The sequence below is a fragment of the Nocardia sp. NPDC056064 genome, assembly GCF_042266925.1.
Taxonomy (GTDB): Bacteria; Actinomycetota; Actinomycetes; order Mycobacteriales; family Mycobacteriaceae; genus Nocardia.
The window spans coordinates 263953-281254 of record NZ_JBHJWO010000001.1 but is presented as its reverse complement, the minus strand read 5'-3'; the positions used below and the strand labels follow the sequence as shown (position 1 = coordinate 281254).

Here is a 17302-nt window from a genome sequence, read left to right as displayed (position 1 = left end):
GTCTCTGCGACGATGGGCCGATGAGCACCGCCACCCGACCGGGTGTGATCACCGCAGGCACGCTGGTTCTGTTGTCGTCGCTGTACTTCGCGCAGGGCCTGCCGTTCGGCTTCTTCACCCAGGCGCTGCCGGTGGTGCTGCGCGAATCGGGCTATTCGCTGGTGGTGATCAGCGCCTCGGGGGTGCTGTTCCTGCCGTGGGCGCTGAAGTTCCTGTGGGCGCCGTATGTCGACCGGTACGGCACCCGGCGCACCTGGCTGCTGACGCTGCAGCTCTCGGCCGCGGCGGTGGCGGCGGTGCTGGCCTGCCTGGATCTGTCCTCGTCGCTGCGCTGGCTGTTCGCCGGGATCGTGGTGGTGAATCTGCTGTCGGCGACCCAGGACGTGGCGACCGACGGGCTCGCGGTGCGGATGCTCGGGCCGCGCGAACGCGGGCTGGGCAACGGTGTCCAGGTGGGCGCCTACCGCGTCGGGATGATCGTCGGCGGAGGTGCGCTGCTGTGGGTGTTCGCGCTGGCGGGCTGGCGGCTGGTGTTCGTGGCCATGGCGCTGCTGATCGTGCTCACCACGGTGCCGGTGTGGCTGCTGCGCGAGCCGGTCGCCGACCGTCCGGCGAGCCCGCGGCCCACCGAGCTGCTGGGCACCTGGTGGTCGCGGCTGCGCCGCCCCGGCATGCTGACCTTCATCGCGCTGATCGGCGCGTTCAAGTTCGGTGACACGATGGCCTCGGCGCTGACCGGCCCGTTCCTGTCCGACCGTGGCCTCGACCTCGGGCAGATCGCGCTGATCAAAGGCGTGCTGTCCTCGGCGGGCGCGCTGGCGGGTGCGGCCTTCGGCGGCTGGCTGGCGTTTCGCTTCGGCCGTCGGCGCGCGCTGCTGATCGGCGGGATCACCCAGACCGCGAGCATCGCGCTGTATCTGGTGGCGGCCCTTGGCGCCGGTGGCTTCGAACTGCTGGTGGCCGCGAGCCTGGCCGAACACGTCTTCGGTGGCGCGGCGACGGTCGCGGTGTTCGCGTTGATGATGGACGCCGCCGACCGGGAGTACGCGGGTAGCGACTACACGCTGTTGGCCTGCGCGATCGTCGTCGTCCAAGGGGTGGCGGGAATGGCGGCAGGGATCGTCGGCGAGACGGCCGGTTATCCGGCATTGTTCGGCACCGGTCTGGTGCTGTCCGGCCTGGGCTGCGCCGCCCTGGTGCTGGGTCTGGCGCGTGGGCTGGGACCCGCCGGACTGCATCGCGCCCTCGCGACGGCGGACACGGATTCCGGCACCCACGCGAGTACTATTCGTTCTGGTGCCTGAAATGGGGTTTCGACCGTCGTCGAAGGGATTGTCATGGCCATCGATTCCAGCAATCGGATCGACTCCGACGACAGTCCGGAGTTCTCGCCCTATCACCATCCCGCCGCGGGCTGGGGTGCCGCGAAATCGGTGACCGAGTTCATGATCGGGAAAGAGAAGGAACCGATTCTCGGTTCCCGCGCCATTCTCAAGATGAACCACGAGAACGGCGGTTTCGACTGTCCCGGCTGCGCCTGGCCCGATTCGATCAAGGGCATCCATCTCGATATCTGCGAGAACGGCATCAAGCACGTCACCTGGGAGATGACCCACAAGCGGGTGGGGCCGGAATTCTTCGCCCGGCACAGTGTCTCGGAACTGGCCACCTGGAGCGACCGCGAGCTGGAGGACCAGGGCAGGCTCACCGAGCCGATGAGCTACGACCCGGCCACCGACCATTACGTCCCGATCAGCTGGGCCGACGCGTTCGCCCTGGCGGGCACGGCACTGCGCGAACTCGACGATCCGGATCAGGCCGCCTTCTACACCTCCGGCCGCCTCGGCAACGAGGCCACCTTCCTCTACCAGCTGATGGCCAGGGAACTGGGCACCAACAACCTGCCCGACTGCTCCAACATGTGTCACGAGGCCAGCGGCCGCGCCCTGCAGGCGGCGCTGGGCACCGGCAAGGGCACCTGCGACCTCGAGGACTGGGAGACCACCGACGCCCTGTTCATCCTCGGCGTCAACGCCGCGTCGAACGCGCCGCGCATGCTGACGGCGCTGGCCGAGGCCGATCGCCGCGGCGCGCAGATCGTGCACATCAACCCGCTGGTGGAAGCGGGCGCGACCCGCACCATCATCCCGCACGAGTTCCGCAACATGGCCACCTTCCACGCCACCAGCACCTCCACGCTGAACCTGCAACCACGCATCGGTGGGGACTTCGCGCTGCTGCGCGGCATGGCCAAGGCCGTGCTCGAGGAAGCCGAGACCGACCCGCACGCGCTAGACCAGCAGTTCATCGAGCGCTACACGCACGGATTCGACGACTACCGGGCCGCGGTGGCGGCCACCCCGTGGTCGCTGATCGAGCAGCAGTCCGCGCTCACCGAGGCGCAGGTGCGCAAAGCGGCACGGGTGTACTGCGACGCCGACCGCAGCATCATCAGCTGGTGTCTGGGCGTGACCCAGCACGAACACGGCGTCGACACCATTCGCGAGATCGTGAATCTGCTGCTGTTGCGCGGCAATCTCGGCCGCGAGGGCGCGGGTCCGTCACCGGTGCGCGGGCACAGCAATGTGCAGGGCAACCGCACCTGCGGCATCGACAACAACCCGCCCGCGCACTTCCTGGACCGGCTCGACGAGGTCTGCGGGATCACCTCGCCCCGTGCCGACGGCTACGACGTGGTGGCCACCATCGAGGCGATGCAGGCCGGGAAGCTGCGGGTGTTCATGGCGATGGGCGGCAATTTCGCCCTCGCCGCCCCCGACACCGCCTACACCTGCGAGGCGCTGCGCAAATGCGAGCTCACCGTGCAGGTGAGCACCAAGCTCAATCGCAGCCACCTCGTGCACGGCACCCGCGCGCTGATCCTGCCGTGCCTGGGCCGCACCGAAAAGGACGTGCAGCGCGGCGGCCTCCAGCAGACCTCGGTGGAGGACTCGATGGCGATGGTGCATCTGTCCAAGGGGATGAAGAAGCCCGCCTCGCCGCATCTGCTCTCCGAGCCCGCGATCGTGGCCGGGATCGCCCGGGCCGCCCTGCCCGGCAGCGCGACCCGCTGGGAGCACTATGTGGAGGACTACGACCGCATCCGCGACACGATGGCGCAGGTCCTCGACGGTTTCGAGGACTTCAACCGGCGCGTGCGCCTGCCGCTGGGATTCCGGATCAAGCAGCCCGCCCGCGAACTGATCTTCCTCACCCCCAGCGGCAAGGCCGAGTTCTCGGCGGTGCGCCTGCCCGACACGCTCCACGAACCCGGCACGCTGGCCCTGGCCACGGTGCGTTCGCACGACCAGTGGAACACCACGATCTATTCCGACGACGACCGCTACCGGGGCATCAAGAATCTGCGCACACTGGTTTTCATGAATACCGACGATATGCGTGAACGCGGGCTGTCGGAATTCGACGAGGTCGACATCACCAGCATCGCGCGCGACGGCAGCAGGCGTTCGGTCCAGCGGTACAAGGTGGTGCCGTACAACATTCCGCGGGGCTGCGCGGCCGGATACATGCCGGAGCTCAATGTGCTGTGCGCGATCGGCGATTTCAGCACACAGAGCGATCAGCCGATCATGAAGAACCTGAAGGTCGTCATCGAACGCTCGGTGTGATTCCCGCGGCGCTACGTTTTTCCGGTCACCACGCCGACCGCGACGCCGATCACCGCGGCGTTGTAGAAGAATCCCAGCACCGAATGCACGAGAACCTGGGCGCGGATGGCGCGCCCGGTGGTCTCCACGTCGGAGACGGCGAACGACACCCCGATGGTGAACGAGAAGTACGCGAAATCCAGCAGATTCGGGCGGTCGGTGCCGGGGAAGGCGAGCACGCGGTCGGGCAGGCGCTGGTAATAGGTGCGGGCGTACTGCTCGGCGAAGCCGAGGTGTAGCAGGAACCACGCCAGCAGCGCCGCCGTCGCGGCGACGCCCTTGGCGACCGGACCGAATTCCTCGTCGATGTCGGCGACCATCGAGACGACGGCGGTGAGCCCGATGGCGCTGGTCAGACCGGTCGCGAGCAGGGCCGTCCAGGTGCCCGGGATCGTGTCGAGCCAGTCGGCGGGATCGTCGGCGCGGCCGTTGCGCCGCAATCGCAGCATCCACAGCCCGACGCAGACGAGCGCGAGCACATTCCAGACCAGCATGCCCCGGCCCGGTTCGCCGGACCACAGCACCATCAGCCCGACGACCACCAAGGCCGCCTCGAGCACCCGGCCCGCGAGCACCATCGCTCTCATCCGCGTGATCTTCCTCCGCCGCCCCCGCGATCCGGCGGCGACAGGCCGTCGGACCTCAGGAACCCGGGCGGCCGAGGATCTCGGTGGCGGCGCGCAGGCCGGAGCGCACGGCGCCGTCCATGTAGCCGTTCCAGACATCGGAGGTCTCCGCGCCCGCCCAGTGGACGCGCCCGACCGGTGCGGCCGGCGCCGCGCCGTACTGCGTCCACACCCCGGCGCCCAGGCGGCCGCCGTAACAGCCGCAGGTGAATTCCCACGAACTCAGTCGTACGTATGACTGTACGATAGGTCACTCCGGCAGGGTGTGCGACAGTTGTGGCGACATTCGTGCGCCGTGGACATGAGGAGATCGGGTGGTTTACGTCAGGGCTTCCGAGCGCGAGGAGCAGATCGTCGCGGCGGCCGTCACCGTGCTCAGCGAGGTGGGCGTGCCCGCGACCACCCTGCGCGCGGTCGCCGCGCAGGCGGGCGTCCCGCTCGGCACGTTGCAGTACGTGTTCCCCAGCAAGGACAAGCTACTGCGCGCGGTGATCACCCGGCTCATCGACGACATCGCCGCGGCGCTGAAGGGACAGGGCGTCCTCGACCGAGGGGTCGAGCACGCGCTGCGCCACGGGGTCACCGGATTCTGGGAACGCCTGGTGGACGACCACGCCGGCCTGCAGATCATGCAGTACGAGCTGATGACGTATTCGCTACGCAGCGAGTCCGACGGCAGCCTGGCCCGGTTGCAGTACGAGCGCTACACCGCCGCCGTCACCGAGTTCTGCGAACAGGCCGCGCTGGCCGCGGGCGAACGTTGCGCCGTCGGCTTCGAGACCATCGGGCGCCTGGCGCTGGCCCAGATCGACGGGCTGATCCTGCAGTACGCGGCCAACCCCGATCCCGACCGCGCCCGGCGCGATCTGGAGCAGGCCATCGAGATGCTCGTCCTGTTCGCCGACCCGCAGCCGGTCACCCGCCGCGCCCGCCCGCGCACCCCGGCGGAATAACTCCGCCACATCTCCCCTCTTGCGGCGCCGGTCACACTCGACCTATCGTGACTCATACAGCCGTATGACTTATCGGCCCCGATACGCCGCTGGAGTGAGACGAGATGACGCAGCAGAATTCCCATCCACAGGCCGTCGTGGTCGGCGCGGGCATGGCCGGGCTGGTCGCGGCCCGCGCACTGCACCGCCGGGGTGTCGACGTGGTCGTGCTCGAGGCCGCGTCGCGGCCCGGCGGACGCGTGCTGGCCGAGACCACCGTGCTGGGTTCCCGGGTGGATCTCGGCGGGCAGTGGATCGGCCACGGACACCACCGCTTCGCCGCCCTGGCCGCCGAACTCGGCACCACCGTCTATCCGATGCGCACGCCAAAGGTGCCCGCCATACTCGACGGCGACACACAGGTGGCCACCGTCGGGCCGACCGCGGTCACGGCCACTGCGGTCCTCGCTGTCTGGGAGATCGCGTCACGGCTGGGTGTCCCCGGATCGTGGAAGTCCCAGACCGTACGGGAGTGGCTCGAGCGGGTGCCGGGACGGCGGACGCGACGGCTGCTGGAGGTCGCCACGGCCGTGGCCACCACCGCCGATCTCGATCGGCTCTCGGTACACGGCATGCTCGAGATGGTCCGCTTCCAGGGTGGGCTGCGCGGGATGCTGACCACCAGCGGCGGCGCGCAGGACAGCCTGATCGTGGAGGGCGCGGGCACGCTGGCCGAACGGCTGGCCGCCGAACTCGGTGACCGGGTGGTACTCGACAGCCCGGTGACCGCGCTGCGTCGCGACGCGAGCGGCGTGACGGTCGAGTCGGCGTCCGGGACCTATCGCGCGGCGCGGGTGATCGTCACCGTGCCGCCGCCGACGGCCGCTCGCATCGAGCACCACCCGGCCCTGCCGGACACCCGAATCCGCTTGCAGGACAACACCTATATGGGGTCGGTGTACAAGGCGATCGCCGTCTACGACCGCCCGTTCTGGCGCGAGCGCGCCGAGGCCGAACTGATGACGCTCACCGAGCCGGGAATCGCGTTCTTCGACACCTCCTCCCCCGGCGGCCCCGGCCACCTGTGTGTTCTCATCGGCGGTGCCGACGCGCGCTCGCTCGACGACCTCACCCCCGAGGACCGCCGCGCCCGGATCCTGGGCACGGTCACCGGACGGCTCGGCCCCGAGATCCTGACGCCGCGCGGCTGGTACGAGAAGTCCTGGCACCGCGACCCGCACGCGGGCGGCGGCTACACGGTCCTGCCCGAGCCGGGCCACACCGACGGCCATTTCCCGCTTCCCGCGGCACCGTCGGGCACCGTGCACTGGGCCGGCGCGGAAACCGCGAGCGAGCACGCCGGATACATCGAAGGCGCCATCGAATCCGGGGACCGGGTCGCGCGCGAGGTCCTCGCCGCGCTCGCCACGGCGGAGCCCGCCGGGCGCTGACGCTACGGCGTGGCGGGATACTGCTCGCCGTCGGTGGTGAATTCCGGATTCCCGTACTCCGCGAGGCGTTTGCGCAGGACCCGGTTGGTGTAGGCGTCCACCGCACGGCGCAGTCCTGGCCGGTTCTCGGCCAGGGAGACGGCCAGGAAACGGCCGAGGACGAACGGCGCGGTCAGCGCGATCCGGATCGCGTCACCGGCACGGAACTCCACGCTCATCTCCGCGGCGGCCTTGCGGTTGCCCCCGCAGAAGCCGAGGAAGAACACCCGGCTCCAGCTGCGTTCCACCGCGTCGGCGACGCGGTCGACGGGACCGCGCCCGGGGCGCAGGTAGGCCGACATGGTGGAGCGGACCAGTTCGCCGCAGGTCGCGTCGTCGAAGCCGTCGCGCAGCAGGGCGGCGCGGCCGTGGAAGACCTCGAGGATGCCGGTGACCGTCGTGGGCAGCAGTTCCTCCGGCAGGCCCAGCAGGAAACACCGGTAGCGGCTGAACTCGAGGATCGCGCGGTCGCGCCGGGAGAACTCGGTGCGGCCGCGCCGGGTGGCGAGAACGGCCAGCAGGTACATGTTGATCAGCCCGGCGGGCATCTGGTCGACCTGCGGCACGGGGATGCCGTAGACCGCCGAATCCCAGTGTCGCGACCGGACGAGCGCGTTGTAGCGGACCATCGAATGCATCAGCCGCACCATGGCGGCCGCCTCGAAGCCGGGACCGTGCCGGTGCAGCGCGTGCTCGACGGTGGTGACCGCGAAGAAGCTCGCGGTCTCGTGGACCCGGCGGGCGGCGCGGCGGCCTGACAGCGCACCGGTCAGTGTCATCGGCAGGGCCGCATAGGTATTGAGGAAGGTCGCGAGGAAGGCGCCGCGGATCAGGAACGGCGAGAGGAAGGCGGCGGCCGTGCGCGAGTACCGGGCGCCCTCTTCCACCAGGGCCGTGTCCACCCACGCCGGGGTGTCCTCCATGGCGGCGAGGAACGCGCGCAACTCCTCGGGCGCCTCCGGCACCGCATCGACGCCCGAGCGGCACGCGCGCAGGAGCATGTCGATCAGGCCGCGTACGCCGTAGCGGTCCACCAGCGCGGCATAGGGATCGGCGACGGCGTCGCCGAGCATCGTCGCGGTGCGCATGAGTTCGACGACGCGCTCGTCGCGCAGCAGTGGTGCGCGGTCGGCGACCCAGGTCGGCAGCATCGCCTTGTCCCGGGGGTCGTCGGTGAAGCGGTACGGCGTGCGGTCGAAGTCGATCGCACCGTAGAGGCGGGGTTGGCGTTCGCGCTGGCTGCGGACCCGCTCGGCGAGTTCCAGGTAGTGCGTGGTCATCGGGATCCTTAACTTTCACCTTGTCAGTTAGAGACTGACAGGTTGTCAGTTAGGGTGTCAAGGGTGACGACCCCGCCCGGTGCCCGCAGACGGATGAGCGCGCAGGACCGGCGCGAGCAGATCCTCGACATCACCCACGGGATCGTCACCGCGGAGGGCTTCCACGCGGCCACGCCCAACCGGATCGCGGCCACGGCCGGGATCACCCGTCCGGTGCTCTACCAGCAGTTCGGCGATCTCGCGGGGCTGTTCGTCGCCCTGATCGACCGCGAACAACAGCGCGCGGGGCGCCAGTTCGCCGAGGCGGTCGCCCAGCACACCGATCCGCGCGAGACCGACCGTTTCGTCAACGCCTTCACCGCGATGCTGCACGCCGTGGACGCCCATCCCGACACCTGGCGCCTGTTCCTGTTCCCGCCGGAAGGCGCGCCGCCCGAGCTGTATCACCGGCTGGCGGAGTCCCAGCTGTTCGTCCAGCAGTTCTTCCACACCGAACTGCTGCGGACCTTCCCCGGACTGCCCGATCCCGAGTACACCGCGCGCATCATCCACGCCGCGGTGCGCGAGCTGCTCCAGTTGCGTCTCACCGATCCCGCCGAGGCGACCGTCGACCGGCTCGGCTCCCTCATCCGGCGGATCCGGGCCCGCGTCATCGGCGACTGAGCGATGCCGTCTCGCCCGGTTGCTAGCATGGCCCGGCCCGCGGCGGGGTCGACCCCGGGCGGACACCCGAGGGAAGGGATCGCGGTGCGGGACGAGGTTCGACGCGACGACGCGACGCCGTCGAGTGCGGTGACCGCCTGGACGGTCGGGCTGCTGTGCGTGTCCGTGGTGGCGTGCGGGGTGATCGCCGGTGGGCTGCTGCACGAGACCGAGCCGGAGCTGACGACCGCGCCGCCCACGAGTACCCGGGTTACTTCCTCGCCCGTGCACACGCCGACCTATCGGACACCCGAGGTCGTCTATCCGGTGGCGATCCCCGGCTGCGATCAGGTCGAACCGGCCGCGGACGGCGGGCTGACGGGCTGGGTGGCCACCTCCGAGTCCAGCTACGACGATCCGGATTTCCCCTGGCTGTCCGGACCGAAGGCGGGCGCGATGTCGGCGGCGGCCCGCGCGGCGTTGCCCGCGGCGGTCACGGTGGACTGGGCCTCGGTCGACCGGTCGCTGGTGTTCCAGCCCATCCTCGGGGAGCCGGACGACCCGTTCGGTGGCGTCACCCGTGCCACCGCGTCCGTGCACCGGGGCGAGCGGGCCGGGTCGCTGGCGCTGTCGGTGCGTGCCGACGGGTGGCCGCTCCCGCCGTGTCGCGCGGGCGGGCTCGACGAGCGGCGGACCCTGCCGGAGGCGACCGTCGACCTGCACGACACCTGGTCGGAGACCGACGGGGTGCGCACCCTGTCCCGTAGCGCCACCGCCTATTTCGCCGACGGCGGCACGGTGAGCGCCTACGCCACCGATGCCGCCGACCACGACGCGCGGCCCACGGGGGCGGTGCCGTTCGAGCGCGACGAACTGGTCGCGCTCGTGACCGCGCCGGGTCTGCGGGCGAGCGCGCCGGTGCCGCCGGGGACACCGGCGCCGCCCGAATCGTGCGGCTTCCCCGGCGACGATTCCGACCCGGTGTCCGAGGCTGAGGCGCGCAGGCTCGGGGCCGTCCTGGCCGCGGTCCCGCTCGACGGCCATGTCCTCGACCGGCCGCTCACCGACCTGCGCCCGCGCGGCTACGGTGACGGCGGGGTGTGCCAGGTCGTCCGGGTGGACACGGGCGAGCTGAGTTCCCGGCTGACCGTGTCGATCAGCAGGGGTGAGCCCGCGCAGACGGCCGACCCCCGTGACGGCACCACCGTCCGTACGCTGCCCGACGGGTCGGTCGTGGAGACCCGCGAGAACGCATACACCACCTGGCCGAGCACCGGTTCGCGGTCCGAGAACTCGCGGACGGTGACCGTCACCCGGCCGTCCGGCACGCGGATCCGGCTGAGTTCCACCGCCGCCGAACCGGCGCAGCCACTCCCCTTCGACCAGCTCGAGGCGATCGCGCTGACGCCCGGATTGGAGGTCGCCTCGTGAGGCTCGCACCCGGAGTCCGGGGTCTCGTGCTCGCCGCCGTGGCCGCGGTGGTGACCAGTGCGGGCGCGGCCGCGGTCCTGCTGACCCCACCCGACTCGTTGCGCAAGATCACCGGAACCGACGCTGCCGCACCGGGTCTGGCGTGGTCACTCGATGCCGCCGCGCTGTCGGGCCGCTCGTTCGCCGAGTTCCGCTCGCCGGTCGACGCCACCGGGATCAATCTGGGCAGCGCGGGATTCGTCACGGCGGGTGACACGCTGGTCACCGTGGTCGGGGTCTCCACCGACGACTCGGTCGCCCTGCGTGACGCGGTCATGTACGGCATCGACGCCGCCACCGGGCAGGTCAGCTGGCAGGCACCGGCCGACGGGCTCGGTGGGTGCGCGGCGGTCCCGCTCGACAGTGAACTGCTCTGCTTCGCCGACACGACGAGCGGTCCGCGCGACCTGATCGGCTACGACCTCGCCGACGGCGCCGTGACACGCACCCCGGTCCCGTGGCAGCCGTTCGCGCTCGCGGTCGCCGGTGATCGGCTCTTCGTCGCCGAAGGCGATGTCGAATCCGACGATGTGCGTGTCCATTCCGGCACTCGCGCCGATCCCGACGGCAGCTGGACCCGTGCGTTCGCCCTGGGCACCGCCTGGGAGGATCTCGGCGACGCGCTCGATGTGACGCACGGCCAGGGCCTGCTCGCCCTCGGCGCCGACCTCGCCGGGTTCGACCTCGACACCGGTGCCCCCACCTGGACGGCCCGCCTCGAGGAGTGTTCGCGCGTCACCACCACCACTCCCGCACTGGTAGAGCGCATCCGGACCCGCTGCGACGGTTACCGGGTCACGGGCGTCGACCTGCTCGACCGCACCGGCAGCGTCATCGCCGCCACCGACCACGGCGCCCCGCACAGCCTCGTCGTCGACGCGCCCACCGACGACAGCATCCCGGTCCTCATCGCCGACACCGCCTACGACCGCCGCGACGGCACGGTCCGCTGGACCAACCCCGATCTGCTGTACACGGCCGCCGACCACGAGGACACCCCCACCGAGTACGGCACCGCCGTCGCCGTCCTCGGCGACCTGGCCGTCCTGTCCGACCCGCGCACCGCGACGACCTCCGGCCTGGACCTGCGCACCGGCGAAACCCGCTGGCGCGTCCCCACCGAACGTCAGGGCACCGTCGCCCTCCGCGACGGCGACGACATCGTCTTCACCGACGCCGCGGGACTGTGGTCCGTCGACGCCCACACCGGAAAAACCCACTGGGACATCCCCTTCCGCGCCGTGAACCCCGACCCGGACGCCTTCTCCGGCCCCAGCGCCCTCGCGGCCACCGGCACCGACCACCTCACCCTGGCCACCGCCCGCACGATGATCGGCCTACGCCCCTTCGACTGACCGACACGACCTGCTCGCGGGCCGAACGGTGCGGGGTCGGTCAGCGGTTGGCGGCGAGGATGGCGTCGGCGGCCTTCTCGCCGATGACGACCGATGGGGCGTGGGTGTGGCCGCGGATGATGGTGGGCATGATCGAGGCGTCGGCGATGCGGAGGTTGTCGACGCCGCGGACGCGGAGGTCGGGGGTGACGACGCTGGCCGGGTCGTTGCCCATGCGGCAGGTGCTGACGGGGTGGTAGAGGGTGTGGGCGTGCCAGGTCAGGGCCTCCTCGAGGGTTTCGTCGAGGGTGGGCTGTTCGCGTTTGGGCTGGAGGAAGCCGCCCAGTTGCGGGCCGAGGGGTGCGGTGGTGGCGATGCGGTGGGCGATGCGCAGGCCCGCGAGCAGGGCGGTGCGGTCGGCGCCGTCGGGGTCGGACAGGTAGTTCGGGTCGACGATCGCCTTGGCCAGCGGGTCGGCGGAGCCGAGGGTGACGGTGCCGCGGCTGCGGGGGCGCAGCAGGATCGGGCCGAGGGCCACGCCGTGGCCGGGGGCGACGCCGATGCCCTCGTCGTAGAACGGCGCGGGGCCGAAGATGATCTCCAGGTCCGGCAATTCGAGGTCGGGGCGGCTGCGGACGAAACCGTAGGCCTCGCCGACATTGGAGGTGAGCATGCCGCGGCGGCGCACCAGGTAGTCGACCAGCTGGCGGGGCTTCTCGGCGTCGAAGAGGGTGTCGGAACCGGTCGCGAAGCCGAGCAGGCTGATCAGGTGGTCGGTGAGATTGCGGCCGACTTCGGGCAGGTGGTGGCGGACGGTGATGCCGTGGGCGCGCAACTGCGCTTCGTCGCCGATGCCCGAGAGCTGGAGCAGCTGTGGCGTATTGATCGCGCCGCCGCAGAGCACGACCTCCTTGCGCGCCCGCACGGTGTGGGTCGCGCCCTCGCTGCGGTATTCGACGCCGACCGCGCGGGTGCCCTCGAACAGCACCCGGGTGACCTGGGCGCCGGTGCGCACGGTCAGGTTGGCGCGCTTGCGGGCGGGTTTCAGGTAGGCGTCGGCCGTGCTCCAGCGCGCGCCGCGCCGCTGGGTGACCATCGTCTGACAGAACCCTTCCGGCTGCGCGGTGTTCGCGGGTTCCTGTTTGAAACCTGCCTGTTCGGCGGCGGCGAGGAAGTCGGCCGTCATGGCCCGGGGGCTGCGCTGGCGGGAGATATGCAGCGGACCGCCGCGACCGTGTTCGGGTTCGGTGGCGCCTTCGACGGATTCGATCCGCGTGAAGTACTCGGCGACCTTCGCGTAGCTCCAGTCCGGACCGGCCAGCCTGCCCCATTCGTCGTAGTCGGCCGCGTAACCGCGCACCCACATCATGGCGTTCATCGACGACGAACCACCCAGGAGCTTGCCGCGCGGATAGAAGACGCGCCGGTTGCCGAGCGCCGGCTGTTCGGTGGTGAGATAGGCCCAGTCGCACTCGGTTTGGAACAGTTTGGAGAACGCCGCCGGGATGTGGGCGAAGCTGTTGGTGTCGGCCGGTCCAGCCTCCAGGGCGACGACCTGGTTGCCGGACTGCTCGCTGAGCCGGGCGGCGACGACCGCCCCGGCCGAGCCGGTCCCCACGACGACGTAGTCGGCCGTCGTCTCGGACGTGGACGCAGAATTCATCGAAGGCTCCATGGGTCAGCCGCGCAGGGCGGAGGCGAAGATCGCGGGCAGGCGGGACCAGCGCGGGTCGACGGCGAAGTCGGTGAGCCGCCGTCCGGTGGTGCCCGCGGTCCGGTTGGTGACGAACCACGGCGGTTTCGGCGACAGCGCCCACTCACCGTGCAGCACCGAGCGCGGCGCCGGGCGGAACGGGCCGCGCACCACGGTGCGTTCGATCTTGTCGATCAGCCAGGCGTTGTGCACCACGCCGATGCCGCTCTGTACGTCGTCGAGGGTGTGGCCGGGGTAAGCACCCCAGCTCGCGGTCGGGGTGAGGTAGCCGACGGCGGTCCAGGCGTTGATCGCGACGGTGCCGTAGCGCAGGTCCGCGACGATCTCGTCGAATTCCGGGCCGAGCGCGGCGATGGTGTCGGGGTGCGCGATCAGGTTGACGCCCAGCGTGCCGACGAAATCGGTGTTGGCGGCGGCGACGGCGGCGCGGGCGAAATCGGCACCGCTGCCCGGGATCTCGACGACACCGAGGACCGGGGCGAAGTACTCGCGCGACAGCAGCACCTCGTCGGGCGCCGCGCTCAGGCCCGTCACCAGGGTGCGGTTGCCGTCGGGGCCGAGCCGTTCGGCGCCGGGATAGGTGGTGCGCGCGTCGGCGGTGCGGTCGGCGCTGCCCGGGTAGTAGGCGGGCCTGCCGGGCGCCCGGTCGTAGGCCGTGCGCAGGGCTTCCAGGAAGCGGGCCTTCTGCGGCCAGTCGGCGGCGATGATCACGGCCTGGGCGGCCACGCAGTTGTAGCCGCCGTTGTGCAGGCGCTGGGTGGCGATGTGTTCGGCCTGGTAGGTCAGGTCGGCCTCGCTCCAGGTGCCGGGCAGCACGATGGTCGGGGACACGCCACCGAGTTCGCTGCTGATCGGCGTGTTCAGCAGCGGGGTGCCCGCCTGCTTGCGCGCGGCGCCCTCCGGGCCGGTGCCCCAGACGATCGCGTCGTGGGTGGCGGCGCTGCCGGTCATGTGGACGTGGGCGACCGACGGATGGTTGACCAGGTAGGCGCCGACCGCGGGGCCGCCGGTGAGCACGCGCAGCACGTCGGCCTCGATCAGCGGCGCGAGCATCTTCTCCAGCACCGGGAGCAGGGCATCGGTGACCGGGTTGAGTTTGAGCGCGACCACCCGGTTGTGCGCGATCAGTTCGTAGACCGTGTCCAGCGGGGCGATGGAGGTGATGTTGCCCGCGCCGAGCACGGCGCCGATTCCGCCGGTGTGCGACGGGTCCCGTTGCGCCAGGCCGGCTTCCGCCTTCGCCGCGGCGCTGCTGACCCCGCGGCGCAACCACACCTCGGCGCGGAAGCCGCTGAGCAGCAGTTCGTCGTACAGGCTCGTGGGCAGCACCTGCACGGTGACCCGGTCACCCGCCTGCCCGAAGGTCGCGTCCGCGAGCGGGCTGGTGCCCGCGTCCAGCGCGCGCAGGGTGTCGGCGAGCACGCGCAGGGCGGCGGCCAGCGCGTACGGGCCCGACATCCACTCCTCGCCCACCAGGCTCGAGGACGGGTCGATGCCCTTGATGGCCGCGGCGGTGTCGACCCATTCCTGGGCGTGGCGGCCGGTGAGTTCGCGGGCCCGGTCGAGCAGCGCGGCCCGCTCCGCCAGCGATCGCCGTGCCCACGCCCGCTCCCCCGCGGCGAGCTCGGTCATCGCGGCATCGACCGTCGCCTCGGCCACCTGTTCTGTCTGCACTGCGCCCCACTTCCGCTGACGGGAACCCGGCCCTCGGGATCCTTCCTTCGTAGTGTGACTGTGCTCACGATCAAACGACATGTGTGCCGGTCGCCGATAGACGGCGATGTTTTGTGCGCGCGCACAAACTCGGTGTGGTCCGCGCCACTCATGACGGCTACCCTTGTCGACATGACCACGCACGCGCCGCCCGTCACCTCGCCGCTGGCCGCTCAGCTCACCGGCGCGATCGAGGAGATGACCGACGAGCTGGTCCGGCGCATCGTCGCCACCGACCCCTCCTACGCCGATACCGGTCTGCTGACCGAAGAGCAGTTGCACTCCACCTGCCACAACAACCTCTCCGCCATTCTCGGCGCGCTGGCCGGAACCCATCCGCTGCTGTTGCAGTCGGCGCGCGACGCCGGGCGGCTCAAAGCCGAGCAGGCGATTCCGGTGGCGGCGCTGCTGCACGCCTACCGGCTCGGCGGCCGGTTGATCTGGGAGGAGCTCACCGCCCGCTCGTCGGGTCCCGGCGATGTGCGGCTGCACGCCCTGGCCACGCAGCTGTGGGAGGTGATCGACCTGTATTCCGATGCCGCGGTGGAGTCCTATCGCGACACCGAGATGCTGCTGGCCCGCGCCGACGCGCAGGCCCAGAGCCGGTTGATCCGCACCCTGTTCGACGATCACTCGCGCAGCCCCGGCCGCGTGCTGGATGTGCTGCGCAGCCTCGGCCTGCCCGAGCACGGCACGTTCTGTGTGGTGGCCATCGATGCCGATCCGACGACGGTGTCACCGGCCACACTCGGTAACGCCTTGCGCGAGTACGGGGTTCGCTCGGTGTGGGATGTGCGGATGGACGCGGTGATCGGGCTGGTGACGGCACTGGCCCCGGCCACGATCGACCGGGCTGGGCAACGGCTGGCCGCGCTCGTCGCCGACCGGGTCGGGCTGAGTACGCCGTTCGGCTCACCGCACGCCATCGCCGCCGCGGTGACCGAGGCGCGGCAGGCGTGCCATTCCGTGCCGCCGGGCACCGGCGGGGTGGTGCGCTACGGCGAGGAGCCGGTGGCGCATCTGCTGGTCACCGTGCCCGATGCCGCGCGCCGGGCCGCCACCCAGATCCTCGGCCCGGTCCTGACCCTGCCCGCCGCCGAACGCGCCGATCTCGTCGCGGTGCTCGATGCCTGGTACCGGCACGGTGGGTCGGCGGTCGCGGTGGCCGATGCCCTGCACTGCCATCGCAATACGGTGCGCTACCGGCTGCGCAAGATCCGCGATCTCACCGGCCGCGACACGACCGACCCCCGCCAGTCGGCCGAACTGTATCTGGCCTTGCGGGCGTATCTGCTGGTCGATTCCGCGCAGACCGCCGCGTCCTGACCTGGACCCGGCTGCCCGTCAAGGGTTTCCGACTCGCGCCACCGCGCGGACCGGTGCGCCGTCGGCGCCGGTGAGCGGCAGCGGGAACAGTGTCACCTCGATCGGTTCCCCGGCGAGTTGCGCGTCCAGCAGCTGGTCGAGACCGGTGAGGTTCTCGGCGATCACCGCGTGGGCGCCGCACAGGATCCGGTGGGCGGGCAGGGAGTGGGCGTCGGGTGCGTCGATACTCGGTGCGTCGATGCCGATCGTCCGAATTCCCGCCGCCACCAGTGCTTCCGCGGCGGCGGGCGTCAGGGAGGGGTGGAGGTGATAGGCATCGGTCCCCCAGTGCGCGGACCAGCCGGTGGCGATCAGGACGACCGCACCCGGGTGCACCGGCCGGTCGAAGTACTCCGGGCCGAGGGCGCCGTGTGGCCCGGCGGATCGCGCGTCGACGACGAGGGCGGGACCGGTGAAGCGGTGCAGCGGTAGCTCGTCGAGGGTGGGCAGGTCGTCGCCGAGATGCGCGGGCGCGTCGACATGGGTTCCGGTCTGCGACCCGAGGTGCACGCGCAGCACGTTCACCCCGTCGGTCGCCACGCGCAGGGCCGGTTCCAGCAGGACTTCCGGATCGCCCGGGTAGACGGGCATTCCGGTGTGGATCGGCACGGTCAGGTCGATCAGGCGCACAACGGGAGCATACGCAGGTCAGTGCGAGGGACTCGACGACGCGCAACTGCGCACCGCTGCCGTGGAACCCTCGTCCCTGACCCTGCTCGGCCTGCTCCAGCACATGGCCGAGGTCGAACGGAACTGGTTCCGCCGGGTCCTCGCCGGCGAGGCCGCCCCGGCCATCCACGACCCGGACGCCGACACCGGCGGGCACGACGGCGGATTCGCGGTCACCGAGCAGTCCACCGGCGCCGCCGCGCTGGCCACCTGGCGGGCCGAGATCGACCACGGCCGCCGTAACTGCGCCACCCGCGAACTCTCCGACACCAGCCCCTTCCTGGACAGCCGGGTCACGCTCCGGTGGATCTACACGCACATGATCGCGGAGTAGGCCCGCCACTGCGGTCACGCCGATCTGCTCCGGGAACGGATCGACGGGGCGACGGGCGTCTAGCC

Annotated in this window: 13 protein-coding genes and 2 pseudogenes; 9 read left to right on the top strand and 6 right to left on the bottom strand. The window is 71.0% G+C overall.

The features are described 5' to 3' along the window. Positions 1–20 precede the first annotated feature (20 nt). Both ACFC06_RS01370 and ACFC06_RS01365 read left to right on the top strand, forming a co-directional pair. Positions 21–1304, top strand: coding sequence for an MFS transporter (locus ACFC06_RS01370; protein ID WP_375926430.1), 1284 nt, complete (start codon positions 21–23; stop codon positions 1302–1304). A gap of 33 nt (positions 1305–1337) precedes the next feature. Then, positions 1338–3629 (top strand): FdhF/YdeP family oxidoreductase, encoded by a 2292-nt coding sequence (locus ACFC06_RS01365; protein WP_375926427.1) that lies wholly within the window; start codon positions 1338–1340, stop codon positions 3627–3629. A gap of 11 nt (positions 3630–3640) precedes the next feature. On the opposite strand, the gene ACFC06_RS01360 is transcribed toward ACFC06_RS01365, so the two are convergent. Continuing rightward, positions 3641–4255, bottom strand: coding sequence for a DUF1345 domain-containing protein (locus ACFC06_RS01360; protein ID WP_375926424.1), 615 nt, complete (start codon positions 4253–4255; stop codon positions 3641–3643). 55 nt (positions 4256–4310) lie between these two features. Then, a pseudogene (locus ACFC06_RS01355) lies at positions 4311–4508 on the bottom strand (FAD-dependent oxidoreductase); the annotation flags it as partial. Between the two features lie 100 nt (positions 4509–4608). On the opposite strand from ACFC06_RS01355, the gene ACFC06_RS01350 reads away from it, so the two are divergent. Beyond that, complete coding sequence (locus ACFC06_RS01350) at positions 4609–5247, top strand: TetR/AcrR family transcriptional regulator (RefSeq protein WP_375926422.1); 639 nt, start codon at positions 4609–4611, stop codon at positions 5245–5247. 104 nt (positions 5248–5351) lie between these two features. Continuing rightward, positions 5352–6677 carry a flavin monoamine oxidase family protein gene (locus ACFC06_RS01345; RefSeq protein ID WP_375926419.1) on the top strand — a complete coding sequence of 442 codons (1326 nt, stop codon included), beginning with the start codon at positions 5352–5354 and terminating at the stop codon, positions 6675–6677. A 2-nt stretch (positions 6678–6679) separates the two neighbouring features. On the opposite strand, the gene ACFC06_RS01340 is transcribed toward ACFC06_RS01345, so the two are convergent. Then, positions 6680–7996 carry a DUF2236 domain-containing protein gene (locus ACFC06_RS01340; RefSeq protein ID WP_375926416.1) on the bottom strand — a complete coding sequence of 439 codons (1317 nt, stop codon included), beginning with the start codon at positions 7994–7996 and terminating at the stop codon, positions 6680–6682. A gap of 93 nt (positions 7997–8089) precedes the next feature. Here ACFC06_RS01340 and ACFC06_RS01335 point away from each other — a divergent pair, with 93 nt between their 5' ends. The 3 genes from ACFC06_RS01335 (at position 8090) to ACFC06_RS01325 (ending at position 11463) form a co-directional block, all read left to right on the top strand. Further along, positions 8090–8659, top strand: coding sequence for a TetR/AcrR family transcriptional regulator (locus ACFC06_RS01335; protein ID WP_375935133.1), 570 nt, complete (start codon positions 8090–8092; stop codon positions 8657–8659). Positions 8660–8743: 84 nt separating this feature from the next. Further along, complete coding sequence (locus ACFC06_RS01330) at positions 8744–10069, top strand: hypothetical protein (RefSeq protein ID WP_375926413.1); 1326 nt, start codon at positions 8744–8746, stop codon at positions 10067–10069. Further along, complete coding sequence (locus ACFC06_RS01325; RefSeq protein WP_375926410.1) at positions 10066–11463, top strand: PQQ-binding-like beta-propeller repeat protein; 1398 nt, start codon at positions 10066–10068, stop codon at positions 11461–11463. The genes ACFC06_RS01330 and ACFC06_RS01325 overlap by 4 nt, the downstream gene beginning before the upstream one ends. A 40-nt stretch (positions 11464–11503) precedes the next feature. Here the strand turns inward: ACFC06_RS01325 and ACFC06_RS01320 are convergent, their stop codons facing one another. Then, positions 11504–13105 carry a GMC family oxidoreductase gene (locus ACFC06_RS01320; RefSeq protein ID WP_375926407.1) on the bottom strand — a complete coding sequence of 534 codons (1602 nt, stop codon included), beginning with the start codon at positions 13103–13105 and terminating at the stop codon, positions 11504–11506. Positions 13106–13120: 15 nt separating this feature from the next. Further along, complete coding sequence (locus ACFC06_RS01315) at positions 13121–14788, bottom strand: aldehyde dehydrogenase family protein (RefSeq protein ID WP_375935131.1); 1668 nt, start codon at positions 14786–14788, stop codon at positions 13121–13123. A gap of 213 nt (positions 14789–15001) precedes the next feature. Here ACFC06_RS01315 and ACFC06_RS01310 point away from each other — a divergent pair, with 213 nt between their 5' ends. Further along, on the top strand, positions 15002–16195 hold the full coding sequence (locus ACFC06_RS01310; RefSeq protein WP_375926404.1) for a PucR family transcriptional regulator: 1194 nt from the start codon (positions 15002–15004) through the stop codon (positions 16193–16195). Between the two features lie 18 nt (positions 16196–16213). On the opposite strand, the gene ACFC06_RS01305 is transcribed toward ACFC06_RS01310, so the two are convergent. Then, entirely contained in the window at positions 16214–16864 is a 651-nt protein-coding gene (locus tag ACFC06_RS01305; protein WP_375926401.1) for a cyclase family protein, read from the bottom strand. On the opposite strand from ACFC06_RS01305, the pseudogene ACFC06_RS01300 reads away from it, so the two are divergent. After that, positions 16824–17300, top strand: a pseudogene (locus ACFC06_RS01300) (DinB family protein). The gene ACFC06_RS01305 and the pseudogene ACFC06_RS01300 sit on opposite strands and share 41 nt — an antisense overlap. Positions 17301–17302 lie beyond the last annotated feature (2 nt).

Bases quoted from the DNA above. Each gene is read 5' to 3' on its own strand.
- ACFC06_RS01365 (WP_375926427.1), top strand. From the start codon at position 1,338: ATGGCCATCGATTCCAGCAATCGGATCGACTCCGACGACAGTCCGGAG.
- ACFC06_RS01370 (WP_375926430.1), top strand. From the start codon at position 21: ATGAGCACCGCCACCCGACCGGGTGTGATCACCGCAGGCACGCTGGTT.
- ACFC06_RS01340 (WP_375926416.1), bottom strand. From the start codon at position 7,996: ATGACCACGCACTACCTGGAACTCGCCGAGCGGGTCCGCAGCCAGCGC.
- ACFC06_RS01315 (WP_375935131.1), bottom strand. From the start codon at position 14,788: ATGACCGAGCTCGCCGCGGGGGAGCGGGCGTGGGCACGGCGATCGCTG.
- ACFC06_RS01345 (WP_375926419.1), top strand. From the start codon at position 5,352: ATGACGCAGCAGAATTCCCATCCACAGGCCGTCGTGGTCGGCGCGGGC.
- ACFC06_RS01310 (WP_375926404.1), top strand. From the start codon at position 15,002: ATGACCACGCACGCGCCGCCCGTCACCTCGCCGCTGGCCGCTCAGCTC.
- ACFC06_RS01320 (WP_375926407.1), bottom strand. From the start codon at position 13,105: ATGAATTCTGCGTCCACGTCCGAGACGACGGCCGACTACGTCGTCGTG.
- ACFC06_RS01335 (WP_375935133.1), top strand. From the start codon at position 8,090: ATGAGCGCGCAGGACCGGCGCGAGCAGATCCTCGACATCACCCACGGG.
- ACFC06_RS01360 (WP_375926424.1), bottom strand. From the start codon at position 4,255: ATGAGAGCGATGGTGCTCGCGGGCCGGGTGCTCGAGGCGGCCTTGGTG.